The 24,969-nt window shown below is 48.2% G+C and carries 30 protein-coding genes and 1 other annotated feature; of the genes, 27 read left to right on the forward strand and 3 right to left on the reverse strand.

Features of this window, described 5'->3' with window-relative positions:
- Positions 1-150 precede the first annotated feature (150 nt).
- A complete protein-coding gene (locus QOR82_RS03650) occupies positions 151-489 on the reverse strand; it encodes a hypothetical protein (protein ID WP_283583414.1) in 339 nt (112 codons plus the stop codon).
- A 123-nt stretch (positions 490-612) separates the two neighbouring features.
- Here QOR82_RS03650 and QOR82_RS03655 point away from each other — a divergent pair, with 123 nt between their 5' ends.
- From QOR82_RS03655 to QOR82_RS03780, 26 genes are all read left to right on the forward strand, one after another.
- Complete coding sequence (locus tag QOR82_RS03655; RefSeq protein WP_283583415.1) at positions 613-933, forward strand: thioredoxin family protein; 321 nt, start codon at positions 613-615, stop codon at positions 931-933.
- A 58-nt stretch (positions 934-991) separates the two neighbouring features.
- Positions 992-1,630, forward strand: a complete 639-nt coding sequence (ytpR, locus tag QOR82_RS03660; protein ID WP_283583416.1) for a YtpR family tRNA-binding protein — start codon at positions 992-994, stop codon at positions 1,628-1,630.
- Positions 1,631-1,710: 80 nt separating this feature from the next.
- Positions 1,711-3,021, forward strand: coding sequence for a UDP-N-acetylmuramate--L-alanine ligase (murC, locus tag QOR82_RS03665; RefSeq protein ID WP_283583417.1), 1,311 nt, complete (start codon positions 1,711-1,713; stop codon positions 3,019-3,021).
- An 84-nt stretch (positions 3,022-3,105) separates the two neighbouring features.
- Complete coding sequence (locus QOR82_RS03670; protein ID WP_283583418.1) at positions 3,106-3,822, forward strand: Bax inhibitor-1/YccA family protein; 717 nt, start codon at positions 3,106-3,108, stop codon at positions 3,820-3,822.
- Between the two features lie 111 nt (positions 3,823-3,933).
- Complete coding sequence (gene polA / locus QOR82_RS03675) at positions 3,934-6,600, forward strand: DNA polymerase I (RefSeq protein ID WP_283583419.1); 2,667 nt, start codon at positions 3,934-3,936, stop codon at positions 6,598-6,600.
- Positions 6,601-6,617: 17 nt separating this feature from the next.
- Complete coding sequence (gene mutM / locus QOR82_RS03680; RefSeq protein WP_283583420.1) at positions 6,618-7,451, forward strand: DNA-formamidopyrimidine glycosylase; 834 nt, start codon at positions 6,618-6,620, stop codon at positions 7,449-7,451.
- Positions 7,452-7,464: 13 nt separating this feature from the next.
- The gene (gene coaE, locus QOR82_RS03685; RefSeq protein WP_283583421.1) at positions 7,465-8,061 is read left to right on the forward strand and encodes a dephospho-CoA kinase; all 597 of its coding nucleotides are present in this window, start codon (positions 7,465-7,467) and stop codon (positions 8,059-8,061) included.
- A gap of 34 nt (positions 8,062-8,095) precedes the next feature.
- Positions 8,096-8,581 carry a transcriptional regulator NrdR gene (gene nrdR, locus QOR82_RS03690; RefSeq protein ID WP_283583422.1) on the forward strand — a complete coding sequence of 162 codons (486 nt, stop codon included), beginning with the start codon at positions 8,096-8,098 and terminating at the stop codon, positions 8,579-8,581.
- Between the two features lie 12 nt (positions 8,582-8,593).
- A complete protein-coding gene (locus QOR82_RS03695) occupies positions 8,594-9,988 on the forward strand; it encodes a DnaD domain protein (RefSeq protein ID WP_283583423.1) in 1,395 nt (464 codons plus the stop codon).
- Positions 9,985-10,932, forward strand: a complete 948-nt coding sequence (dnaI, locus tag QOR82_RS03700; protein ID WP_283583424.1) for a primosomal protein DnaI — start codon at positions 9,985-9,987, stop codon at positions 10,930-10,932. The genes QOR82_RS03695 and dnaI overlap by 4 nt, the downstream gene beginning before the upstream one ends.
- A 37-nt stretch (positions 10,933-10,969) precedes the next feature.
- Positions 10,970-11,103 (forward strand) — a sequence feature (ribosomal protein L20 leader region).
- A gap of 42 nt (positions 11,104-11,145) precedes the next feature.
- A complete protein-coding gene (infC, locus tag QOR82_RS03705) occupies positions 11,146-11,658 on the forward strand; it encodes a translation initiation factor IF-3 (protein WP_283583425.1) in 513 nt (170 codons plus the stop codon).
- 23 nt (positions 11,659-11,681) lie between these two features.
- Positions 11,682-11,879, forward strand: a complete 198-nt coding sequence (gene rpmI / locus QOR82_RS03710; RefSeq protein ID WP_283583426.1) for a 50S ribosomal protein L35 — start codon at positions 11,682-11,684, stop codon at positions 11,877-11,879.
- 41 nt (positions 11,880-11,920) lie between these two features.
- A complete protein-coding gene (gene rplT / locus QOR82_RS03715; RefSeq protein WP_283583427.1) occupies positions 11,921-12,274 on the forward strand; it encodes a 50S ribosomal protein L20 in 354 nt (117 codons plus the stop codon).
- A gap of 136 nt (positions 12,275-12,410) precedes the next feature.
- On the forward strand, positions 12,411-12,944 hold the full coding sequence (locus QOR82_RS03720) for a YqeG family HAD IIIA-type phosphatase (protein ID WP_283583428.1): 534 nt from the start codon (positions 12,411-12,413) through the stop codon (positions 12,942-12,944).
- On the forward strand, positions 12,937-14,058 hold the full coding sequence (gene yqeH / locus QOR82_RS03725; protein WP_283583429.1) for a ribosome biogenesis GTPase YqeH: 1,122 nt from the start codon (positions 12,937-12,939) through the stop codon (positions 14,056-14,058). The genes QOR82_RS03720 and yqeH overlap by 8 nt, the downstream gene beginning before the upstream one ends.
- A 9-nt stretch (positions 14,059-14,067) precedes the next feature.
- Positions 14,068-14,379 (forward strand): ribosome assembly RNA-binding protein YhbY, encoded by a 312-nt coding sequence (gene yhbY, locus QOR82_RS03730; protein WP_283583430.1) that lies wholly within the window; start codon positions 14,068-14,070, stop codon positions 14,377-14,379.
- 16 nt (positions 14,380-14,395) lie between these two features.
- Positions 14,396-15,046: a nicotinate-nucleotide adenylyltransferase gene (locus QOR82_RS03735; RefSeq protein ID WP_408612915.1), complete on the forward strand. Its 651-nt coding sequence runs from the start codon at positions 14,396-14,398 to the stop codon at positions 15,044-15,046.
- Positions 15,033-15,650, forward strand: a complete 618-nt coding sequence (yqeK, locus tag QOR82_RS03740; RefSeq protein WP_283583431.1) for a bis(5'-nucleosyl)-tetraphosphatase (symmetrical) YqeK — start codon at positions 15,033-15,035, stop codon at positions 15,648-15,650. The genes QOR82_RS03735 and yqeK overlap by 14 nt, the downstream gene beginning before the upstream one ends.
- Positions 15,643-16,002, forward strand: coding sequence for a ribosome silencing factor (gene rsfS / locus QOR82_RS03745; protein WP_283583432.1), 360 nt, complete (start codon positions 15,643-15,645; stop codon positions 16,000-16,002). Before yqeK ends, rsfS begins: the two co-directional genes overlap by 8 nt.
- Positions 16,002-16,745, forward strand: coding sequence for a class I SAM-dependent DNA methyltransferase (locus QOR82_RS03750; protein ID WP_283583433.1), 744 nt, complete (start codon positions 16,002-16,004; stop codon positions 16,743-16,745). Before rsfS ends, QOR82_RS03750 begins: the two co-directional genes overlap by 1 nt.
- Positions 16,746-16,757: 12 nt before the next feature.
- On the forward strand, positions 16,758-17,900 hold the full coding sequence (locus QOR82_RS03755; protein ID WP_283583463.1) for a nucleotidyltransferase: 1,143 nt from the start codon (positions 16,758-16,760) through the stop codon (positions 17,898-17,900).
- Between the two features lie 60 nt (positions 17,901-17,960).
- Positions 17,961-18,512 carry a YceD family protein gene (locus QOR82_RS03760; protein WP_283583434.1) on the forward strand — a complete coding sequence of 184 codons (552 nt, stop codon included), beginning with the start codon at positions 17,961-17,963 and terminating at the stop codon, positions 18,510-18,512.
- Positions 18,513-18,563: 51 nt separating this feature from the next.
- Positions 18,564-18,743, forward strand: coding sequence for a 50S ribosomal protein L32 (gene rpmF, locus QOR82_RS03765; protein ID WP_283583435.1), 180 nt, complete (start codon positions 18,564-18,566; stop codon positions 18,741-18,743).
- A gap of 162 nt (positions 18,744-18,905) precedes the next feature.
- A complete protein-coding gene (locus QOR82_RS03770; protein ID WP_283583436.1) occupies positions 18,906-19,835 on the forward strand; it encodes a CHAP domain-containing protein in 930 nt (309 codons plus the stop codon).
- A gap of 195 nt (positions 19,836-20,030) precedes the next feature.
- Entirely contained in the window at positions 20,031-20,717 is a 687-nt protein-coding gene (locus QOR82_RS03775; protein WP_283583437.1) for a response regulator transcription factor, read from the forward strand.
- Positions 20,718-20,735: 18 nt separating this feature from the next.
- Positions 20,736-22,211, forward strand: a complete 1,476-nt coding sequence (locus tag QOR82_RS03780) for a HAMP domain-containing sensor histidine kinase (protein WP_283583438.1) — start codon at positions 20,736-20,738, stop codon at positions 22,209-22,211.
- 76 nt (positions 22,212-22,287) lie between these two features.
- Here QOR82_RS03780 and QOR82_RS03785 read toward each other — a convergent pair whose 3' ends face one another.
- The gene (locus tag QOR82_RS03785) at positions 22,288-23,706 is read right to left on the reverse strand and encodes an o-succinylbenzoate--CoA ligase (RefSeq protein ID WP_283583439.1); all 1,419 of its coding nucleotides are present in this window, start codon (positions 23,704-23,706) and stop codon (positions 22,288-22,290) included.
- Positions 23,707-23,719: 13 nt separating this feature from the next.
- A complete protein-coding gene (gene menB / locus QOR82_RS03790; RefSeq protein ID WP_283583440.1) occupies positions 23,720-24,541 on the reverse strand; it encodes a 1,4-dihydroxy-2-naphthoyl-CoA synthase in 822 nt (273 codons plus the stop codon).
- A gap of 31 nt (positions 24,542-24,572) precedes the next feature.
- On the opposite strand from menB, the gene QOR82_RS03795 reads away from it, so the two are divergent.
- The gene (locus tag QOR82_RS03795; RefSeq protein ID WP_283583441.1) at positions 24,573-24,956 is read left to right on the forward strand and encodes a PaaI family thioesterase; all 384 of its coding nucleotides are present in this window, start codon (positions 24,573-24,575) and stop codon (positions 24,954-24,956) included.
- Positions 24,957-24,969: the final 13 nt, after the last annotated feature.

Raw genomic sequence — 24,969 nt, forward strand, 5'->3', positions numbered from 1 at the left:
TCATTACCATTGGCATACTCTTCGACAGCCTTAAGCTTAGTGTTTATGCTAATTTTAGTCATAAAAAAATACCCCCAGAGTCGATTTCCAACTTTGGGGGGGTACGCATCATTCCGACTTCTTTTTGATTAACTGTGAGTGGGGAATCAATTAATGCTGATCTTCCCGGTCAAGCTGTAGCAAAGTACCAGTGTGGGCATCAGCTAAAAAATTGTAGTTGACGACTTGACCATCTTCAATCCGGCTGATCCCGCCGCGGTAGACATCCGCTTTAAAAGCAAAATGCTGGTAGGGTTTGGTAAAATGCTCAATCCAGCTGCCGGCCACGGGGCCTTCAGTCCGGAAATCGCGGCGGATCCTTCTTAAAATTTTATTAGCAGACATTTTGCGGTTGCCAAGCAGTTTGCCGATTAGGAAACCGGCCAGCCCGGAAGCTCCCAGAGTCGCAGAAACGACTAATGGTTTAAGTGTGCTATTGGAATCGTTCATGAAGTCTCCTTCTTTCGCTTTGACAATACGCTTATTCTAACACAATCCAAGTCCTTGGCAATTTTGCACAAGGTTAGTTATAATTTGTAAGGAAAGTTCACAATGAAAACAGGGAGGCCAATTATGGAAATTCTACCAAAGATGACGGAAGAACAGTTGAAAGCAAAGGTCCAAGATGGCAGTTACGTCCTCTTTTTTACCGCTGACTGGTGCCCGGATTGCCGCTTTATCAAACCGGCAATGCCGCAGATTGAAGAAGATTTTGCCAATTACCACTTCCTCCAGGTCGATCGGGACGAAAATATCGATTTGGCTAGCAGCCTCAACATTTTTGGGATTCCGAGCTTTGTTGTTTACCGTGATGGTAAAGAGATTGGCCGCTTCGTCAACAAGGATCGGAAAACTAAGCAGCAAGTTGAAGAATTTCTTCACGGCCTGAACTAAATGAGATAGAATATAAAAGCGGTGCAAAGCCGTTTAATTTTTGGAAAGGAAATGTGTCATGCTAATCGCAAGTTACAATCCAAAAGCCATGGGCGACGTGCTTGTGGTGATTTGTGCGGCTAGTACCGCTAGCCAAAAAGTTATTAAAAACTCTGGTGTCGTCGAGATTACTGATCAAAAAGATGGTCATCTCCTGGGCTACAACTTTTTGAATGCCAGTCAGTTATTGCCAGAGCTAAAAAATCAGAATGGTCAGGTCTTTTTGACTGACGATCAGCTCGCAACGCTTAACACCGCGATTCAAAAAGCTGGTTTCAGTGATGAACTGGTTGCTGATCACAAGCCGAAGTTTGTGGTGGGTTATGTTGAAACAATGAAGGATCATCCTGACTCAGACCATTTACATATTACGACGGTTGACACTGGTGATGAAAAGCTGCAGATTGTTTGCGGCTCACCGAACATCAAGGATAAGATTAAAGTGGTCGTTGCTAAGGTGGGAGCGATGATGCCGAACGGGGAGATTATTTATCCTGGCTCACTGCGTGGCGTTGAAAGCGACGGGATGATTTGCTCTGGCCGTGAATTGAAGCTGACAGGAGCCCCAAACCGTCCTGGTTGTGTCATCTTACCTGATGATTTTGCTGAGGTTGGTGCAGCTTTCGACTTTGAAAAGGGCAACACCTTATTTGCATAATTTAGATTGAGGACGTCTAGCCAATATTGGTGTACGTCCTTTTTCCAAATCAAAATGATTTTTAGAGAGAAGGACCAATAATGAGTGATAAATCATATTATTTCGTCGGCATCAAGGGAACTGGGATGGCTTCCCTCGCTCGGATCCTGAATGACGAGGGCAACCACGTTGAGGGCAGCGACATCGCCAAGCAAACCTTTACCCAGGGACCATTGGAACAAGTTGGTATCAAAATCCATAACTTTGACCCTGCTAATTTGAAAGATGGCATGACCGTTATTCAGGGAAATGCTTTTGGAGATGACCAGCCTGAAATTAAGCGCGCCCACGAAATGGGTCTGACCGTTCTCAGCTATCCTGAAGCTGTTGAAGAACAGGTTAGCCGTTTTACCAGCATTGGGATTGCCGGGGCTCATGGCAAGACCAGCACTACGGGCTTGCTTTCGCACCTTCTCCATGCTGTGGCGCCGACTGGTTACCTGATCGGGGATGGGGTTGGTCATGGCGAACCCGATGCCCGCTTCTTTGTCTTTGAGGCTGATGAATATCGTGACCACTTCCTGGCCTACCACCCTGATTATGCGATCATGACCAATATCGACTTTGATCACCCAGATTACTTTAAGGATATCAACGATGTTCGCGCATCCTTTGAGCAGTTCGGTAAGCAGGTGAAGAAGGCTGTTTTTGCTTGGGGTGACGATGAGAACCTGCGGAAACTGAAGCTGGATGTCCCGATTTATTACTACGGGACCGGCGAACAGGATGACTTCCGGGCCGCCAACATCCAGCGTGAGCCGTCTGGTTCCACCTTTGACGCTTACTTCCGTGATCAGTTGTTGGGCACTTTTACTATTCATCTTTATGGTGAACACAGCATCCTCAACAGTTTGGCCGTGATTGCTGTTGCGTACATGGAAAAGGTTGATCTCGAAGTCATTAAGGATGAGCTGGCCAACTTCTCCGGTGTCAAGCGGCGCTTCAGCGAAACTGACGTGGCAGATATGAAGATTATTGACGATTATGCCCATCACCCGTCTGAAATTCAGGCCACCCTTGATGCCGCACGCCAGAAATTCCCGGATCGGCAACTGATTGCTGTCTTCCAGCCGCATACTTACTCGCGTCTGGCTGCTTACTTGGACGACTTTGGTAAGTCATTATCCCGGGCGGACAAGGTCTTTGTTACACCGATCTTCGGTTCCATTCGGGAACATGCCGGTCATGTATCACGCCAGGATCTGGAAGACCGGATTGCTGGCAGTGAGGACATTGAAATGGACAATATTAAGCGCTTGTTGGACTATCACAATGCGGTGGTTGTCTTCATGGGTGCCGGTGATATTCCAAAATATGAAGATGCGTATAAGAAATTGCTGGCGCAACGCTAAACGCTTGCTTGATCAGCTGGCATTTGATAAGATCATGCCAAATTAAACAGTTAGCGATTTTTTAGTTAGATGGGAGGAATCTCCATGGATAACTTTCAACCAGAACAACAACGTAAAGCGGTTGTTGATACGAATGGGTTGACGAGTTTTTTAACACGGATGTACGGTACAATGGCCTTTGCCGTTCTAATCTCAGCAGTTAGTGCTTATGTCGTAATGAACCCACTTCGAACCCAGGTGTTAGGCTACTTCAGCCAGCATCCGGGAATGGTTTGGCTTCTGCTGTTACTGCCGATTGCTCTGTCGATTGGGGTATCGGTCAGTGCAACCCGCAACGCGGTCGGCGGTTTTCTGATGTTGATGGTCATGTCAATCATCTATGGTGTGGAATTTGCTTTGATTGCCGGAGTATACACGGCCGCCAACATCACAGTGGCGTTTATCTCAGCAGCGTCAATTTTTGTTGCACTGGCTATTTATGGTAGTGTCACCCACCGCAGCTTAGATCGAGCAGGTTCACATGCCTTTGCCGCTCTGATTGCTTTAATCATTGCTTCATTGATCAACATCTTTTTGAAGAGTGCGATGATTACCTACATTTTTTCTTACATCGCCGTTATTATCTTCGTAGTCTTGACAGCTTACGATGCCCAAAAGATGAAGCAGCTCTATGTCAACTATGCCGGTCAAGTTTCGACTAATGGCTTGGCGGTTACCGGAGCGTTGCAACTCTACCTCGACTTCATTAACCTGTTCATCCAGCTGCTTAACATTTTACAGATGGGCAGCGACCGGAATTAAATTACTTAAGCGTCCGCCTTGTGCGGGCGTTTTTTAGTCGTGCAAAATGTCTTCACTTGGCCATCTTTGGTACAATGTGGAAGTGAGAACAATAAGGGAGCGAAAACTTTTATGTCCAAAAAAGTACTGCTAATTGACGGAAATAGTATTATGTTTCGGGCATTTTTTGCCATGCATAATCAGATTGATAAATTTACTAACAGCGATGGGCTCCACACGGCAGCCATTTACGGCTTTAAATTGATGCTGGATCACGTCCTCAACAAGTTCCAGCCCGATTACGCTTTGGCAGCCTTTGATGCTGGCCGGGTGACTTTTCGGACCAAGATGGATAGCAATTACAAGGGCGGGCGTAATAAAACCCCTGATGAACTGGTTGAGCAAATCCCTTACGTCCACAAGCTCTGTAAATTGTGTGGCCTGACACCCTACCAGCTGAAAAATTATGAAGCTGATGACATCATTGGGACTCTTGCCAAGCAGGCTGATGAGCGGGGATACCAAACGATGATTGTGACTGGCGACCGGGATTTAATTCAGCTCAGTACAGCCAACAGTACGGTGGTGCGGACGATGAAGGGGGTTACTGACACGAAACATTACACCCCCCAAGTCATTGAGGAAGAGTTTGGAATTAAACCGGAGCAAATTATTGATCAAAAGGCCCTGATGGGTGATAATTCTGACAACTATCCCGGAGTAACCGGTATCGGTGAAAAGCGGGCCCTAAAACTAGTTCAGAAATTTGGGACGGTCGAAAAGCTCTACGAAAACATTGACCAATTAAAGACCAGCAAGATGAAGGAACATCTGATTGAAGATGAGTCAGTGGCTCGTGAAGACAAGAAGCTGGCGACGATTTTGCGTGATGCGCCGATCACGATCGGCCTCGACGATATCAGTTACCAGGGTGAGCAACGTGATGAACTGATTGAATTTTATCAGCAGATGAACTTTAACAGTTTTCTGGCGAAAATGGGGGTAGCTGCCGACAATGATCAGGTTGCCGCAGCGACCAAAGCGATCCATTACCAAGAATTAACTAAGGACAACCTAAACCTGGTTCATGATTTGCCGAACAGCGTTTCCTTTATCCTGGAAATTCCGGATGCCAATTACCATCTTTCACCGATGGTCGGCTTTTTAATCGGCAGCGGGGATACTTGGCTGGTTAGTCGCGATGTCAAACTTCTTCAGGAGCCGGTTATTGCCGATTTGCTGAATTCCCAGCAAGTCAAAAAGAACTGTTTCAATGCTAAGGAACAGATCGTTGGTTTGCACCGGCTGGGGATTACACTGCAAAACGTTGACTTTGATCTCTTGTTGGCTTCCTACCTATTAGACACTAACGACAATAATAACGACCTTGGCGCCCTAGTCCACCAACATGATTATTTTGACGTGCAGACCGACGAAGAGGTTTACGGTAAGGGCGCTAAGCGCGCGATTCCAGAAGATGATAAGACTTTCTTTACCCATTTAGCCCGAAAGGGGCGGGCAATCGAGGACCTACACGCTCAATTGCGACAACAATTGGCCGATCACGAGCAACTAGCGCTTTATCACGACATCGAATTACCGCTGACCTACGTCCTCGCCCAAATGGAAATCAATGGCTTTAAGGTTGACAGTCAATTGTTGAAGGAAATGGGCAGTAAGATGACGGAGCGGCTCACGGAACTCGAACAGGAAATTTACAATGATGCTGGTGAAGAATTCAATATTAACTCGCCGAAGCAGTTGGGTAAGATTCTGTTTGAAAAAATGGGCTTGCCGGTTATCAAAAAGACGAAGAGTGGCTATTCCACGGCGGTAGCGGTTCTGGAAAAATTGCGGGGCCAGTCACCAATCATTGACCACATCTTGACTTATCGACAGATTAATAAAGTTAAGTCAACTTATGTTGCAGGCCTTTTAAAGGTGATTCACAGCACTGACGGCAAGGTTCACACCCGTTATCTGCAGACTTTAACTCAAACGGGGCGGCTCTCATCTGTCGACCCGAATCTGCAAAACATTCCGGTGCGGACTGAAGAAGGACGGCAAATTCGTCACGCCTTTGTGCCAAGTCATGAGGGTTGGAAGATCTTTAGCTCTGACTATTCCCAAATTGAATTACGGGTCCTGGCCCACGTCACTGGTGATCAGAATCTGCAACAAGACTTCAAGGATGGCAAGGACATTCATGCCAGCACCGCGCGGCGGATCTTCCATCTTGCTCCTGGCGAGGACGTGACGCCAAATATGCGGCGCCATGCCAAGGCGGTCAATTTCGGAATCGTTTATGGAATCAGTGCTTATGGTTTGTCGCAGAGTATTCACGTTAGCCGGAAGCAGGCCCAGGAATTTATTGATAACTACTTCCACGAATTTCCTGGAGTGAAGAAGTACATCGACACGGTAGTTAAGTCGGCGCACGAAAATGGCTATGTTGAAACTTTGACCCACCGGCGCCGTTATCTGCCTGATATCCACGCTAAGAACTTTGCCCGCCGTTCTTTTGCCGAGCGAACGGCGATGAATACGCCGATCCAGGGCAGTGCGGCTGACATCATCAAAATTGCCATGATTCACATGGCTGAAGAATTAAAGAAGCGAGACCTGAAAGCCCGGATGTTATTGCAAATTCACGACGAATTGGTCTTCGAAGCGCCGGCTGACGAAATTGCAACGCTGCAAAAGCTTGTGCCTCATGTGATGGATTCTGCTGTCAAATTGGATGTACCGTTGAAGGTGGACAGCAAATGGGGCGATACATGGTATGATTTGAAGAAATAGGAAGGAGGTCGGGACGAATGCCCGAATTGCCTGAGGTTGAAACTGTTCGCCGAGGACTGATGAAGATTGCCAAGGGCCGTCAGATTAACGGCATCGATGTCTACTATGGCAAAATCATCCGTGGCGATGTTGAAGAATTTCGCCAAAATTTAATCGGTCAAACCATCACAGGGATTGACCGGCGCGGCAAATACCTTTTGTTTCGTTTCAGCAATGATTTGACGATGGTGAGTCATCTGCGGATGGAAGGCCAGTATTTTGCCCAGCCCGAAGGTGGACCGCTCGACAAACACACGCATGTTGTCTTTCACTTTACTGATGGCACTGAGCTTTGCTATCATGACACGCGCAAATTCGGTCGGATGCGACTGGTGCCGACTGGTTCGGAGATGCAGGTGGCAGGTTTGAAGACGATCGGCCCTGAACCAACCAGCAAGGATTTCACGGTTGATTACTTTACGAAAATTCTGCGGAAGTCCCGGGGCAAAATTAAGCCTTTCCTGTTGAATCAAAAGCATGTAGCCGGTCTTGGCAACATTTATTGTGACGAGGTCTTGTGGCAAAGTCGGATTAACCCTGAACAGGCAGCTAACACTCTAAGCTCAAAGCAAATCAAAACTCTCCATGACAATATTATTCAGGAAATCGCTACGGCTACCAAATATAAGGGAACTACGGTTCATACCTTTAAAAATGCCCAGGGGGATGCCGGCGGTTTCCAAGATCATTTGCAAGCTTACGGCCGCGCTGGCGATAAATGTCCCCGTTGTGGCACAAAGATGATCAAGATCAAAGTCGCAGAACGGGGGACCACATTTTGTCCGCATTGCCAAGCGTTACCAGAAAGTTAACGAGGTTGTGATCATGGAAATTATCGGTTTAACAGGTGGAATTGCGAGCGGCAAATCAACGGTAAGTGAGCAGTTTGCTCAGCATGGCTGGGCCATTGTTGACGCAGATGCGATTGCTCATCAGTTGACAGCGATTGGCGGGAAGGCACTCCCGCTCATTCAGGAGGCTTTCGGCGTTGATTATTTGCAATCAGACGGTTCCTTGAATCGTCGCAAACTTGGGCGTTTGGTTTTTGCGAATCCAGCGTTGCTGGAAACATTAAACGGAATCATGCAGCCGTTGATCCGCCAGCGAATCGCAGAAAAGTTTGATCAGGCAGCAACGGCGGGACAGCCCTATGTAGTCCTCGATGCGCCGACACTCTTTGAACAAGGCTATCAGGATGATTGTGATCAGGTAGTTGTCGTTAGTATTGACCTGGGAACACAATTGCAGCGATTGCAGCAACGCGATGGTTTTTCTTTAGCAGAGGCGCGTCAGCGAGTTGCCAGTCAGATGCCGCTGAAGGAGAAGGTGGCTCGGGCTGACTGGGTGATTGATAATTCTGGCAGCTGGCAGGCAACGTGGCTCCAGGTTGCTTGGTTGATTGATCACTTTAGTATGATATAGTAAAAGCAACCAATAGTAAGAAGAGGGGGTTACTATGATTTGTCCACATTGCCACCGCGATGGGTCACGGGTTGTCGACAGTCGGCCGAGTGAGGACGGAACGTTTATTCGGCGCCGCCGCGAGTGTCCACATTGCGGGACGCGCTTTACTACTTTTGAACGTTACGAAGAGACACCGCTGCTTGTAGTTAAGAAGAATGGCACCCGCCAACAATTTGACCGTAAAAAAATCCTTAACGGACTGGTTCGTTCAGCAGAAAAACGGCCGGTGAGCATCGATCAACTGACCCAAATTGCCAATGATGTCGAGAAAAAAGTACGTAGTCTCGGCGAAAATGAAGTTGCTAGTGCTGTAATTGGTCAGTATGTCATGGAAGAATTGAAGGATGTCGATGAAATTTCTTACATTCGTTTTGCCAGTGTTTACCGGCAATTTAAGGATGTTGGGGCTTTTATGAATGAACTGGAAACGATGATTAAGCAAAATAAGACATCCGCTGACAGCAAGACAAAGAAGTAAAAGGTGACGAATTTGGCAAAAGCAATCAGTCCCAAGAGCGGTTATTTGGTAACTACCTCCGCGGCCATTTCACAATTAAATAACCGCGAGTTAGCGGAATTTTACCAGCCACTGATGAGCACTGCTGCTTTTGCACTGATTCAGCTTTTAAGAACGGAGCTGCAACCGCACCCTAATCGCGACCAGTTGCGGCGGCATTCACACTTATTGGCACTTTTGAACGTTGGCCTTAATACTTTGACGGAAGCTCGTAACCAGTTGGAAGCCTTGGAATTGTTGCGGACTTTTTACGTCAGCGATGGCGAACAAAACTTTTTTGTTTATGATTTGCAGGCTCAGCTGACGCCACGCCAGTTGCTTAGCGATGACCTGCTGAGTACCTTGCTCCTGCAAAACGTCGGTCCAGAGCACTTTGAACGACTGGTTGACCTGGCTGGCCAGTACCAATATGACGTTGAAAACTTAGATGAGGACACTCACAGCTTTTTTGATGTTTTCCAACCTGATCAGGCGGAATTAGGCCGAGATGAAAAGGTCCTAAAAAATGCGAAGCAGTCACTCAAACTAGCAGCGCATGAGCGGGTCGTGCAGCTTCCCACTGACGGTTTTAATTATGGAGTTCTCGCCCAGCAGTTGCGCCAAGACGGGGTAGCTAGTGAAGATCTGCAAAAGTATCGGGAACTCATTACTACAAATCACCTGTTGTACGGTCTCGATGAGGTTGCTTTGCGTAAGTTAGTCCTTCAGGCTGTCGACTGGGGTGTTAAAAACAGCTTTCAGCCACGCCGCTTTCAACTTGCGGTGGCAGCTTCCCAGGGGCAAAGAAAAGCCCCGGCCACTGTCGAAACCAAGCCAGCTTTGGCTGAACCACAGAAGGAAAGTCAGCAACTCTCTTTATCGACAGAAGAACAACAGCTGGTGGCGGTTGCCAAAAAACTTGCCCCTCTCCAATTTTTAGCGACCCTGAAGAAACAAACTGGGGGTGGCTTTGTCACTAGCAACGAGCGTTATATTATTGCCAACCTTATAAAAATGGGGATGGCAACCGATGTCATCAATATCCTCAGCTACTATGTCATCATTAATCAGGAGCTGCCAACTCTTCGCAAAAACCTGGTCGACACAATTGCCAATAGCTGGCAGCGAGCCGGCATTACTGATGCAATTGCCGCGCTAAAAGAAGTGGGACAACATCAAAAAAGGGCTCAGAAATCGACAAAGCGGCGCTCCGCTAGTCGTTATCGGCAGCGCGGCCAGGTAAAAGAAAAGCTACCTGCTTGGGCGCAGACATCGGCAGATAACCATCCGAAGGCGACTGATGAACAATTAGCTGAATCAAAAAAATTACTGCAGTCACTTCATCGAAAACAAAAGCACAATCATAAAGAAGGAGGGCCGCGTTCATGAAATCAGTGGGCAACGAAATGAAATCGTTATTTGCTAACCATGCAGCCGAGTATCGGCAAAAAGAGCAGCAGGTCATGGCTGATCCTGATGTCCAAGCCTTTTTGCAACAGCATGCGGACCAGGTTGACCAGGCGATTATCAAACGCAGCATGTCCAAGCTCTTCGAATTTTATGATGAGAAACAACGGGCAGCTAAAGGACAGGTGACGGTGGCACCGGGCTATAGTGCCCACCTCCAAATGGGTTACCGCCAAATCGATGTCGTCTACGTACCAACGGCGCAATTAAAGGAACAGCGGAAAAAAGAAACGTTAAAAAAACGGCTGCGGTTGCTGAATATGCCTCGCTTTATCCGTCAGGCAAGCTTTGATGACTTTTATATGGATGAACAGTACCAATCTGCCAGTCGGCAAGCGGCTTTCAATGCAGCCATTAAATTCACACAGGAATATCAGCCAGGGAGCTTTGTTCCTGGGCTCTATCTCTACGGGAGCTTTGGCGTTGGCAAGACCTTCCTCTTAGGAGCAATTGCGCACCAGCTGGCTTTGCAAGGTGATACAGTGACGATGCTACACTTCCCAAGTTTTGCGGTCCAGATGAAGAATTCAATCAAGGATAACACGACTGAAAACCTCCTCAACACTGTCAAAAGTGCTCCGGTTTTGATGATCGACGATATTGGGGCTGATGCGATGTCAGCATGGATTCGCGACGATGTTTTCGGAATCATTCTGGAATATCGAATGCAACAGGAATTGCCGACCTTCTTCTCTTCCAACTTTAGTATGGAAGAATTGGAGGAAGAACACTTGGCTGTTGATGCCCAAGGAAACCAGGAGCCGCTGAAGGCCAAGCGTATTATGGAACGTATTCAGTTCTTATCGCGAGAAATGCCAATGCTAGGGCCAAATTTGCGGCAAAAGCACGGTAGAGATAAGGCTTGACATTTAGGATGACTTTGGTTATTCTAGTAATCGTTGAAAGAAAAAGCAGAAGCACCCGCTTCTCGCCTTGGTTACTAGTGTGGCCGGGCAAACGAGATGAAATAAGGCAGTATCACGGAAAGATAGTGCCGAATGGCGGGATGTGTGTTGCATCCCGCTTTTTTGCTGGTTCTTTCGCAACATAATTGGAGGTGTGTTGCTATAGCTCAAGGAATGATTGTCAATGACGGCATCCGTGCACGTGAAGTGCGGTTGATCGGTCAGGACGGTGCACAGCTGGGCATTAAGTCCAAGCGGGAAGCCCTTCGGATGGCTGAAGATGCTGGTTTGGACTTGGTATTGGTTGCCCCAAAGGCGCGGCCAGCTGTTGCTCGGATCATGGATTACGGGAAGTACCGCTTTGAAATGCAAAAGAAGGCACGTGAATCCCGTAAGCGGCAAAAAACTGTCGCCGTCAAAGAAATTCGCTTAAGCCCGACCATTGATACCAATGACTTCAATGTTAAGCTGAAGCGTGTGCAAAAGTTTATCAGCAAGGGTGATAAGGTTCGTGTTTCGATCCGGTTCCGCGGCCGTGCCATTACGCACAAGGATATTGGTCGTGACATGATTGAAAGAATGGCTGAAGCAACCAAGGATGTTGCCGATGTTGAGCAACGGCCAAAGATGGAAGGCCGGAGTATGTTCCTGACATTAGCTCCGAAGACTGATAAGGACAACAAATAATTTAAAGAAGGTAGGATTATCTTATGCCAAAGATGAAAACTAATCGCGCTGCTGCAAAGCGTTTCAAGAAGACCGCTAAGGGTGGTTTCAAGAGTGGCAATGCTTTCACTAGTCACCGTTTCCACGGCAAGACCAAGAAGCAACGTCGTCAATTGCGTGGTACCAGCATGATGGACCATACTAACGTAAAGCGTTACAAGAAGATGCTTCCGTTCAACTAAGCGACGGATTGATTACGAAATAAATAGGAGGATACCACAATATGCGAGTTAAAGGTGGAACTGTTACGCGCGCACGGCGCAAGCGGATTATGAAATTAGCAAAGGGCTACCGCGGTTCAAAGGGGACGCTCTTTAAGACGGCTAAGGACCAAGTGATGAAGAGCTACACTTACGCTTTCCGTGACCGGAAAGTCAACAAGCGTAAGTTCCGTGAACTCTGGATCGCGCGGATCAACGCCGCTGCCCGGCTCAATGGTTTGAGCTACAGCAAGTTGATGCACGGTTTGAAGTTGGCAAAGATCGACATCAACCGGAAGATGCTGGCGGACTTGGCTGTCAACGACGCCGACGCTTTTAAGGCGGTTGCTGATGAAGCTAAAAAGGCATTAAACTAGTTGAAATTAAAAGCGGGGTCTGGCGATTGACTGTTGTCGAGCCTCGCTTTTTCTGTAGCAAAAATTTGAAAACACTTGCTGATTTTAACTATAATTAATGGTGTAGTAACTCATTTGGATATAAAAGGGGTACAAGATGTTTGAAACTTTTAAACCAACCTGGATGGTGAAGACAGCCTATGCCATTTCGCCAGCAGCGCTCAAAAAGGCAGGAATTCGGGCCGTCTTTAGTGATTTGGATAACACTTTGACAGCATGGAATAACCCGAACGGTACCCCTGAAATGCGTGTATGGATGAAGGAGCTTCATGATGCAGGGATTCCGTTGATTGTGATTTCTAACAACAACGTTCGCCGAGTAAGCCGAGCGGTTAAGAGTTTGAACTTGCCGTTCATGGCTCGGGCTTTTAAACCCTTGAGTTTTGGAATTACTAGAGCCCGCAAAAAGCTAGGCCTTGACCCTGATGAAGTATTGATGGTCGGCGATCAATTGATGACTGACGTCTGTGCAGCTAACCAAGCGGGAGTCCGGAGCGCCTTAGTTCAACCGCTGGTTAAGACGGATAAATGGGACACCCAAATCAACCGTTTTTTTGAGAAGCGGGTGATGAAGCAGTTAAAGCGGCAATATCCAGAGCAGATGAAATGGCGGGAGAAAATTAATGACTGAATCATCAGATGACGAATTACGTTGTATTGGTTGTGGAGCAATCATTCAATCGACGGATCCTCAAGGCGTCGGTTATACGCCCCAATCAGCGATTGAAAAGGGCTTAAAAAATAACCAGTTGTATTGTCAGCGCTGCTTTCGTCTGCGACATTACAACGAGATTGCACCAGTAAGCTTAAATGATGATGACTTTTTGCGCGTGCTTAACCAGATTGGGAACCAGGACGCGTTGATTGTTTATGTCGTCGATGTCTTTGACGTTAGTGGTAGTTTGATTCCTGGCCTCCACCGCTTTGTGGGTAAAAATCCCGTTCTCTTGGTAGGTAATAAGGAGGACTTGTTGCCACATTCGTTGCGGCGATCCAAGTTGACCGACTGGGTCCGTCAGCAGGCCAATGCAGCTGGTTTGCGGCCACGGGACACCGTTCTCGTTTCTGCGAAGAAGCGGCACCAGATTGATCAGTTATTGGACAAGATTGATCATTATCGCCAGGGTAAAGACGTCTACGTCGTCGGAGTTACCAACGTGGGTAAGTCCACTTTGATCAATGCCATCATCAAGCAACGCAGTGGGATTCAGGACTTGATTACGACCTCACGTTTTCCGGGGACAACACTTGATAAGATCGAGATTCCACTGGATGATGGACACAAACTAATTGACACTCCAGGGATCGTTCATGAAGAACAGATGGCTCACATTTTACCGCCCAAGTATCTCAAGATCGTTGCACCACAGCGGGAAATCAAGCCCCGGACCTATCAGCTCAATGCCGGACAGACCCTGTTCTTAGGGGCAATTGCTCGTTTTGATTATGTTGTCGGTTCCCGGGAGGGGTTTGAAGCATACTTTGACAATGGTTTGATGATTCACCGGACTAAGCTGGCCAACGCGGATCACTTCTACCAAAAGCACGCTGGTCAACTGTTAACACCGCCGACCCGAACGGAGTTGGCTCAGATGCCGCCGCTAGAACATCATGAATTTTCAGTTACTCACAAGAGCGATTTGGTAATTGAAGGTCTCGGCTGGATTACCGTACCGGCTAATTCCAGTGTTGTTGGCTGGGCACCAAAGGGTGTTGCAGTTTTAGTGCGCAAAGCAATGATTTGAGGGATTAAAATGAAATTACGGGGAAAACAGAAACGTTTTTTACGGGCGCAAGCCAATCATTTGACGCCGCTCTTTAGCGTTGGCAAAAACGGTTTGACAACCGCCTGGCTCGACCAGCTGGACGGAGCCTTGAACCGTCGTGAACTGATCAAGGTTAGCCTGCAACAAAATACCGATGTGACGACGGAAGACGTCAAAGAGATGATTGAAAGTCAGACAGAGATTCAAGTGATCCAGATTATCGGGAAGACCCTGGTTCTCTTCAAGCAGTCTGATCACGAAAAGCAACGCGATCTGTCGTTGAAAGTGGCCAAAATTTAAAGTAAAGGAAGAAGCAATTGTGCAAAGAAAAACTTCAGTAGCATCATCTGTGATTCCACAAGTTCGGCCCCAACGGGTCCAATTCGGACGCCGTAAACGTGTTGGCATTTATGGGGGGACTTTTAACCCCATCCACAATGCTCACCTCTTAGTTGCCGATCAGGCTGGCAAAGCCCTGTGCTTAGACCGGGTACTGTTTATGCCAGATTATCAGCCGCCCCACGTTGACCACAAGAGCGCCATTGCTGCTGAAGACCGGGTGAACATGATTCGCCTGGCGATTGCCGATAATTCATTTTTTGGTTTGGAATTAGACGAAATTAACCGCAAGGGCGTCAGTTACACCTACGACACGATTAAGCGCTTGAAAAATCGTCATCCGGATACTGATTTTTACTTTATTATCGGCGGCGACATGGTTGATTACTTGCCAAAGTGGCACAAGATCGGCGCCTTAGCTAAGATGGTCCAATTTGTCGGTGTTCGGCGTCCCAAGGCCAATAATATCAGTAAGTATCCGGTGATTTGGGTGGACGTGCCGCAAGTTGATTTCAGTTCGACCGACATTCGCAAGCGAATCGAAGACGGCCGGTCTATTCGCTACTTGGTTCCTTCCGCTGTCGAGGACTATATTGAGGAGCATCATCTGTATTATGACAAGCATTAGTGATTATTCCGAACAGCTCATCCCCCTGACGCGGGACGAGCTAGTGGCAAAGTTGAAAATAGCGCTGGATTCGAATCGCTTTCATCACGTTCTTCGTGTTGAACAGACAGCAATCGACCTGGCAAAGGCCAACGGGGTTGATCTTGAAAAGGCCAGCATTGCCGGTCTGTGCCATGATTACGCCAAACAGCGTTCGGATGCTGATTTTTTAGCTGCCATTGATCGTTATGGCTTAGCGCCAGATTTAAAGAATTGGGCTAACCCAATTTGGCATGGTGTCGTTGGTGCCGAACTGGTCAAGCACGAGCTCGGCGTTTGGGATGAAGACATTCTCAATGCCATTCGTCACCACACGACCGGCGACGCGACCATGAGCCTGCTCGAGCAGGTGGTATACATGGCTGACTATATTGAACCGGGTCGGGACTTTCCGGGAGTCGAACAAGCTCGGCAGTTAACCCATAAGTTGCTTGCCCTGGGGGTGGCCTACCAAACTAAAAGGACTTTGGAGTATTTGCTTGATCATGGTTCACCAATCTACCCGGCAACGATTCTGACCTATAATGCTTGGGTGCCCAAATATGAAGGAGAAATTAATGGATAATAGTAAAGATTTATTAGAAATGGTTATTAAAGCGGCTGATGGTCGACGGGCTGAAGATATTGTGGCCCTGAAAGTTGACCAAATCAGTCCGATGGCGGATTATTTCGTAATTATGACCGGTGGTTCTAACCGGCAAGTACAAGCGATTGCTAACGCTGTTGTTGAAGCTGCCCATGAAAATGGGGTCGAAATTGGCAGTGTTGAAGGCAAGAACAATGCCCAGTGGGTTCTGATCGACCTGGGAGATGTGGTGGTTCACGTCTTTCGGGAAGAGACGCGGCAATTCTACAACTTGGAGAAACTCTGGGCTGAGACACCAGAAGTTGACGTCAGTCAGTGGGTTAAAGACTAATGGCGATCTATTCGAGTTTTGCTCAGGTTTACGATGCCATCTTTGACAAAGAACAGTATCGACGGTGGGCGGACTATGCCGTCAGTCGCATTTTAAACAGGCGGCCAGCAGTGCTCGATTTAGCGGGCGGAGCTGGCCGCTTGGCAGTTTTATTAGCACAGCGGGGGATGGTGATGACCAACCTCGACCAGTCTGAAGAGATGCTTGCCTTAGCGAGTGAACATGCCGGTGCAGCAGGGGTGGACGTTCGGCTGATTGCTGCAGATATGCGGCAGCTGGCTGGTTTACCAAAATATGACGCGGTAACTTGTTTTGCCGACTCGTTGAATTATTTGCCGCAACCCGAAGACGTTCAGCAAACTTTGGAACAAGTCTTTAGGCACATCAAAGATGGCGGGGTTTTCCTTTTTGATGCGATCACGCTTTACCAATGCGACGTGGTTTATCCGGGTTATATGTACAACTACCAAGATGAAGATGCTGGCTGGGCTTTTATGTGGTCGAGTTATGCTAATGACGACGTTAATCATGGAGTAATCCACGACCTAGCAATTTTTCAGCAGCAAGATGATGGCAGTTACCAGCGCTTTGCTGAAACTCATTTTGAACGAGCATATTCACTGGCCTGGTGGCGACAAAGTTTGCTAGCAGCCGGTTTTAAGGACGTCCAGGTTTCGGCTGATTTTGGTCAAAAGTCTCCTGCTGACAAGACCCGACGGTACTTCTTTGAATGTCACAAATAGGTGGTGAAGACAATCCAAGCAGTAGGCATAGTAGCTGAATACAATCCCTTCCACAATGGTCATCGTTACCATTTGAGCAGGGCACGAGAAATGACTGGTGCTGATGTGGTTGTTGCCGTTATGAGCGGTAATTTTACCCAGCGCGGTGAACCGACAATCCTTGATAAGTGGACCCGCGCCAAACTTGCCCTCCAAAACGGGGTCGATTTGGTGGTTGAATTGCCAATCTTCAATGCAGTAGAGCCTGCCCATCTCTTCGCGCGCGGGGCCTTGATGCTTTTGAGCGAGCTGCAGGTTTGCGACGTTGTTTTTGGAGCTGAGCACCCTGACTGGGATTTTGCCGCGATGGTCCAGGCCGAACGGCACTTCTCTAGTAGCGAATTTCATCGCTATAACGCGACTTTCGCCACCCAGTTTAACCAGGAACTTCAGACGGTGACGGGGCATCAATTGACAAGTTCGAATGATATTCTGGCCTTTGCCTATGAGAAGGCAAAACAGCAGCTGGGCTTATCGCTTAACTTGCTCCCTTTGCAACGCCGGGGCAATGATTATCACGATCAACGCATCGAGGGACGTCTGGCCAGTGCGACCGCGATTCGCACAGCGGTGGTCAAGCACCGGTCGCTGGAACAAGCGGTGCCGTCGTCCACGGCGAAAGCTTTGCAACATGTATCGCAGGTGCCGAGCTGGGCGCGGCTTTATCCCTTGTTACGGAATCATCTGATTCAAGCACCAGTGGAGGAACTAGGATCATATTATGAAGTGGCTGAAGGGCTGGAATACCGAATGAAGGAGGCCGCTAGTCGTCATCTAAGCTTTGATGGTTTCAACCGGGCGGTTAAGTCCAAGCGCTATACATATGCCCGCTTGTTGCGAGCATATCTCTACACCCTGTTAGAAATGACTAAAGAAGAAGTGCGAACACACCAACAGAGGCCTTACCTACGCGTACTCGGCTTTACTACGCGGGGACAGGCTTACCTACACGCCATTAAGAAACAAGTCAGTATTCCCCTTGTGACCAACGTCAATCAAGATCTCCGCGATCACGATCTGGCTCTCGATTATCGGGCCGGCAAACTCTACCAACTCTTTAACGGGGCGGAGCAGGATCTTAAACACGCTCCCTGGCGGATTGCTGTCAAGGAATAAACATTGACAACTAATAAGTGACCTAGTATAATTCAAAATGTTGCATTAGGAGGTTTGGCAATGAAATGGTCTTTACAAGAAGCAAAGCAATATGCTGACCAAGCCCTTCATATTACCAAGACTTTCCAGCTGGATTCGTCTCTGACCCAGCGGTTTCCCAAGCAGGTATTAGCAGCCCAGCCTGTCCAGGTTGATGGCTATCTAAGTTATGAGCGGGGAGACGCGACGCTGTCCATAAATGTCAAAACGACGATTACAGTTCCATCGAGCCGGTCTTTGGCCCCGGTGGAGTTGCCATTAGACTTTGATTTTACGGAGACTTATATCGGTGATGAGACGCACCGCGAGCGTTATGATCGCGATGAAATTGTCTTCACCATCGATCCAGACGAATCCGCTATTGATTTGGACAATGCTTTGGTTGAAAATATCTTTGAGCAGATCCCCTCGCGTGTTTTAACGGAGGACGAAAAGCAAAAGCAATTGATGCCGCACGGCAAAGGCTGGACGGTGATCAGTGACCAAGAGCATCAACAACGCAACAGTGAACAAGTTGATCCACGCCTGGCGAAGTTGAAAAATTTATTTCCTGATCAGGATGAAAAGCATTAGCCGGCGGTTAAAAACCTTTGTGGATGATTCTTTTATAAGGAGGTGTCTTAAATGGCTGTTCCAGCACGTAAGAAGTCTAAGATGCGTAAGCGTACTCGTCGGGGTCACATTAAGTTGACGATTCCTGGCTTGGCACCTTGCCCAAATTGCGGTGAACTCCGCAAGTCACACATGGTTTGCCCTAACTGCGGTTACTACGATGGCAAACAGGTTGTTAAGACTAACAACTAAATCAAAAGAAAAGTCCTGAAGAAACCGGTTCTTCAGGGCTTTTCTTTTCCTATGTTACAAAATAGTTGTTCTCACGTTACAGATTGATTGCTTTTCCCCTTTGCAGGTACTAATTTGCTATATTGGATAACGGTTAAGAAAAAACTTTTGGGGGAAAACATTTTGTTCGTTCCGCATATGTCGCGCCATTTTATCAATCGCTTGGGTTTGCTGACACTTTTATCTTCAGTTGCCTTGATGCCAATTCAGACGGCCGCTGCTGTTTATCATCAACACCAACCAGTCAAACTGGTCACTCAGCTGACGGTTCCTAAGTCGATGTCAGCAGCCAACAGTCTTAGCTCTTCCCAAAACCGGCCTAGTAGCTCTGATGCGGCCATGAGCACAACGACAAGTGATAGTCAGTCCGCCGCAAATACGATTTTGCCGGTGGGGACCAGTACGGATTTCTTTACGCCCAACACCGTGTACGGTTTGCGACCGGACGGGACAGGGCATGTCGCCGAAGATCCTGACAAAAATAACGGCGGGGTAGAGCGTTGGTACCTGGGGGAAGAGCCAGAGGACATCAAGCCGTACTTGCAAACACCGCGGACGGCTGGGTTAGCATATCAGGATCCTAGCGGTTGGTTCAATGGCAAAGGGGTCGCTGCTGACCAGTGTGTTGGTTTTGCATCGAGTTACTTTTATGCCTTGTGGGCTCAAAAGGGTAGCGAGCAACGGCTTCCGCAGGTTAAGGTTGCCATGGGCGGCGATGCAGCTGCCGACTGGGCGAAAGCGGTGGGCGGTCACACAAGCTCGGTACCCCATGCCGGGGCAATTGCCGGGACAGGGCATGACCACCCTGAGCCGTTAGGTACCAATCCCTATGGTCATACTTTCGTCGTCATTCATGTCTTGGCCAATGGTGACATTATTGCGGCCGAGCAGAATGGTCTTTACTCTGGCGGCAATAATACTAAAGGAGCAGGGACGAACCAGTGGAACTACATGCTGATTTCAAAGCATTGTTATCACGACATCATCCATGCGCAATTCTTTACGCCAAGTTACGATGCTGACAATCAGAGTCGCTGGCAATTAAAGTGGTAGACGGCTAACAGTGAAATTCAATGAAGCGCGGACGTGGTGAATGGCACGGGCCGTGCTTTTTTGGAAGTAGACGATCTGAGCAAAATCAAAGAAAATTTTTAATGATCTGCGGTAAGCATGCCGCGAAACTATGCTAAAATTAAAAGGTGTTACGGTCCCAAAAGGGATCCCGAGATTAATAAAGGGAGTTTAAAAATGAGTCGGATTTTAATTATCGAAGACGAAGAGAATCTGGCACGCTTTGTGGAGCTGGAATTAAAGCACGAAGGATACGAAACGGACGTTGAGCTGGACGGCCGGGAAGGCTTGGATGCCGCGTTGAATCAGGATTTTGATGTCATTCTTTTGGATCTGATGCTGCCAGAATTGAACGGACTTGAAGTTGCCCGGCGGGTTCGGGAACTCAAGGATACCCCAATCATCATCATGACGGCTCGTGATTCTGTGATCGACCGGGTTTCTGGCTTGGATCACGGGGCGGATGATTACATCGTCAAACCTTTTGCAATCGAAGAATTATTAGCCCGGGTACGGGCCTTGTTGCGGCGGATCAATATCGAAGATGGCAACAACGAATCTCACCAGACGACGGTGACTTATAAGGACCTGACGATTGAAAAAGAGAACCGAGTTGTTCGGCGTGGTGATGAGGTCATCAACCTGACCAAACGGGAATACGAGTTGCTACTGATCTTGATGGAACATATCAACGTCGTGATGTCCCGGAAGGATCTTTTGAGCAAAGTTTGGGGCTATGACTCTGACGTAGAAACGAACGTGGTGGACGTTTACATTCGTTACCTCCGGAACAAGATTGACCGTCCTGGCGAAAAGAGTTACATCCAGACCGTTCGTGGGACGGGCTACGTTATTCGCTCCTGATTTGAAGGTGAATTTTCAATGAGTAAACGTCAATTAAAAAAAGGGAACCGTTTTGTCTCACTTAAAGTCAAGTGGGCACTGGGAACCGCACTTGGCTCCCTGATTATCTTCGTGGTCTTGGCCATGACCCTTGTTTCGGCGTTTACAACGGATCTGTTGCGTCAGGAACGTCACTCGTTGCAGACCAGTGCAGCAACGGTGACCCAGCGCCTCGATAGTTCCTTTCGAACTGAAAAGCAGTTCGATTCTCAATCCGTTGCCGGTCTGTTTTACCAGCGACCGCGTCATCTTGAACACGAAGGCTCTTACTACCATCAATCAATAGCACAGAGTCTGTCAAATGCTGATTTGACGATCAATGTTTACGACGCCAAGGGGCGGCTTCTCTTTGCGACAGGGAAGACCCAATTGACGCTACGACGTGGAGCCGATCAGCAAGTGCACCGGGTGTGGGGAACATCGCACCAGATCTATGTTACTTATCGCCGCCTGAAGAGTCAGTCGACAGGACAAACTCTCGGTTATTTGCAGGTAGAAAATCATTTGACTTCCTACTATCAACATTTGCGACGATTGCGGCTGGTCAGTTTACTCCTGCTGATTCTTGTTATTATTGCGGCCGGCTTGCTTGGCTATTTCCTGTCATTTGTTCTACTGCGGCCATTGGACGACATTCATGACACAGTCGTCGCCGTTCGTAATGATCCGGTCAAAGACATCCGGGTGCCGGCGATGAAGCGCTATGACGAATTGTCAGAACTGGGGCAGATGGTCAATGAGATGCTGGATCAGATGCAACGCTACATTGATCAGCAGGGGCAATTTATTAGCGACGTTTCCCATGAATTGCGAACGCCGATCACTATCATTCAGGGCCACGTGGAGATGCTGGATCGGTGGGGCAAGAAGGATCCTAAGTTGCTGGACTCGTCGATCAAGGCGGTTCTCCAGGAAACGAGCCGGATGAACAGTTTGGTTCAAGAGATGCTGGACCTTAGCCGGGCGGAAGAGGTCGATGTCAATTTTAAGGGCTCTGAATCAGTCGTTAATGACGTGGTAACTCACGTTTACAATGATTATAAAATGGTGCACCCGGACTTTATGTTTATGCTCGACAATGATCTGAAGGAGAAAGTCAAGGTGCCGGTTTATCATGATCACCTTGAACAAATCCTGATCATTCTTTGTGACAATGCAGTTAAGTACTCTGATAAACGCAAGGAGATCCATATCACCTTGTCACGTAACTTGAATTCTGTTGAGATCGGGGTACAAGACTTTGGTGAAGGAATCGGTCCTGAGGATGCCAAGCGGGTCTTCGATCGCTTCTACCGGGTTGATAAAGCCCGGAGCCGCAAGAAAGGTGGCAACGGCCTTGGCTTGTCGATTGCGAAACGGCTGGTTGAAGGTTACCATGGTACGATTAGTTTAGAAAGCTCTCTCGGTTACGGTTCTCTCTTTCGGGTGACCCTGCCGATTGTGGAAGATGATTAGCTTTTAGATAATAGTAAAGAAGACGGCTCATTCGTGGAATAACCACGCGTGAGCCGTCTTTTTCTGTATGAAATTTCTAATTTGTCAATTGCTGCCGCAGCAAATAGCGTTGTACCTTGCCACTGGCGTTTTTGGGTAAATGATCGATCGCAATGAACTTGACGGGGACTTTATAATGGGCGAGGTGTTGGCGACCGTAGTCGATTAGCTTGGCAGAATTTAAACTATGTTGGCTTACGACAAAGGCCACGGGCCGGGCACCCCATTCAGCGTCGGCCTGGCCAACGACCGCGATCTCGTCGATGGTGGGAAATTGTTGATAAACTGCTTCAACTTCAGCCGGGAAGATGTTTTCCCCACCGGAGATAATCATCTCATCTAAGCGACCATCGATGTAGAGATAGCCGTCTGAATCGAGATGGCCGACGTCACCAGTGCGGTACCAGCCATCACTCATTTTGCTAGCCAGTTTTCCTTTCATGTTGAGGTAACCGGGAGAAAGAGCTGGGGTTTTTAGAAGCACCTCGTTTTGCTGTGACAATTTCAGCTGGGTGGTGAAGAGAGGCTGGCCGACCGAGCCGAGTTTGGTCAGCGCATCATTAGCGGACAGTGCCACAATCTGCGAGCAGGTTTCTGTCATGCCGTAGCATTGCACCACGGGAATGCCCAGTTTTTGACATTGTTCCAAAACGGGACGTTCGGTTGTGCCACCGCCGAGGAGCATGCAGCGGAAAGCGTGTTGGTAGTGATGGTGGCTTTCTTGCTGGTGAGTCAGCAGTTTCTTTAACATGAAGGGCACCACGGACATGATCGTCACCGGTTCGTTTACAAGAATCTCTTCAACAGCCGGAGTCCGGAACTTGTCTACCAGGCGGACGGTCATTCCGTAAATTAAACTGCGCATCAGGATGGAAAAGCCAGAAATATGAAAGATTGGGGCGACACAGAGCCATTCATCATGTTTGGTTAAGCCGAGGTTGAGCGCGGAAGAAATCGCTGAATAGAAATGGTTGCCGAATGACTGCAAGACCCCCTTTGGCTGCCCAGTTGTCCCAGAGGTATACATGATGCTAGCAATTTGGTCCGAATCAAAGGTAGGCACCAACTGTGCTGGTTCAGCTAGAATTCGCTGGAATTGACTAAAAGTCATGGAGCGTTGATCCATTGAATGTCGCCGTAATTCATCGCTCACCAGACATAAGTTGAGCTGGCTGTCGGCAATCTGCCGTGCTAGTTCCTCATCAGAGAGGCGCCAGTTAAGCCAGACGATCGTGCGGCCACTTGCAAGAATAGCCATTGCCAACAGGTAGGCTTGAAGATTATTGCCGCTGAGCAGGCCCACTTTGCTACCTATCTTTAGTTGATCTAACTGTCCGGCAATCTGTCCAGCCCGATTTTTGACCTGGCGAAAAGTCAAACGTCGGGTCCCATCGTCAATTGCCACGTGGTCTGGGTTCGTTCTGGCCTGCTTGAGAAGCCAATTTTCTGTTTGCATGGTTGATCACGCTTTACGGGAAAGTCGGAAACTGACCAAAATCCGGTTTGCGCTTTTCGTTAAAGGCGTCGCGCCCCTCTTTACCTTCATCGGTGGTATAGAAGAGCATCGTTGCGTCACCGCCTAGTTGCTGCAGGCCAGCCAGACCATCCGTATCTGCGTTCATTGCCGCCTTAATAAAACGGAGAGCTGTCGGTGACTTTTGGAGAATCTCGTTGCACCAGTCAAGAGTGACGGATTCAACCTGGTCCAGTGGAACAACCTTATTGATCCAGTTCATTTGGTAGGCCTCTTCAGCAGTGTAGAAGTGGTTGAGGAACCAAACTTCCTTGGCTCGCTTGTGACCGATTACCCGCGCCAGGTAGCCGGAGCCGTAGCCAGCATCAAAACTGCCGACTTTGGGACCGGTTTGGCCAAACTTAGCGTTATCCGCGGCAATTGTGAGATCACAAACTAGTTGCAAGATATTGCCGCCACCGACAGACCAACCCTTGACCATCGCGATCACTGGTTTGGGGATGATCCGGATTAAATGTTGAAGGTCGAGGACATTCAGCCGGGCAATATGGTCAGGGCCGACGTAACCGCCATTGCCACGAACCCCTTGGTCACCGCCGGATGAAAAGGCCTTATCACCAGCACCGGTTAGGATAATGACGCCGATTGTGCTATCATCACGACAAATGGTAAAAGCGTCGATCATCTCTTGAATGGTAACGGGAGTGAAGGCATTGCGCCGTTTGGGACGGTTCATCGTGATTTTAGCAATCTTACCGGCCCGTTCAAAGATAATTTCTGAATACTTTTTGACATCTTGCCAATTTACAGTTGTCATTTTTTATCTCCTTTGGAAAGTGAGGATTCCTATGAGTTTATTAGATTACCTAGGCATTAAAACGGTGAAGGTGACGGCAAGTGAAACAGTTATTGCGGTAAAAGTCACGGCTGAATTGATGCAGCCGTTCGGGATTGTCCACGGCGGAGTCAACGCGACTCTCGCGGAAACTGCAGCTTCCCTCGGCGCGAACTGTTGGCTTAAAGAGCACCTTCCAGATTATAATGCTGTCGGCCTTAATATTAACACACAGCACTTACTTCCGGTGCGGGAGGGACAAATTAGGGCGGTGGCCCGCCCTGTTCATTGTGGTCGGCGTATTCAAAGCTGGCAGGTTTGGACCTATAATCAGCAACGACTGACGAGTCAGAGTCTGGTGACCTTAGTCAATAATAAAAGCCAAGGACGTTCGTAAAGAAAATGAAGGT

Source organism: Limosilactobacillus difficilis (assembly GCF_947387495.1).
Lineage (GTDB): Bacteria > Bacillota > Bacilli > Lactobacillales > Lactobacillaceae > Limosilactobacillus > Limosilactobacillus difficilis.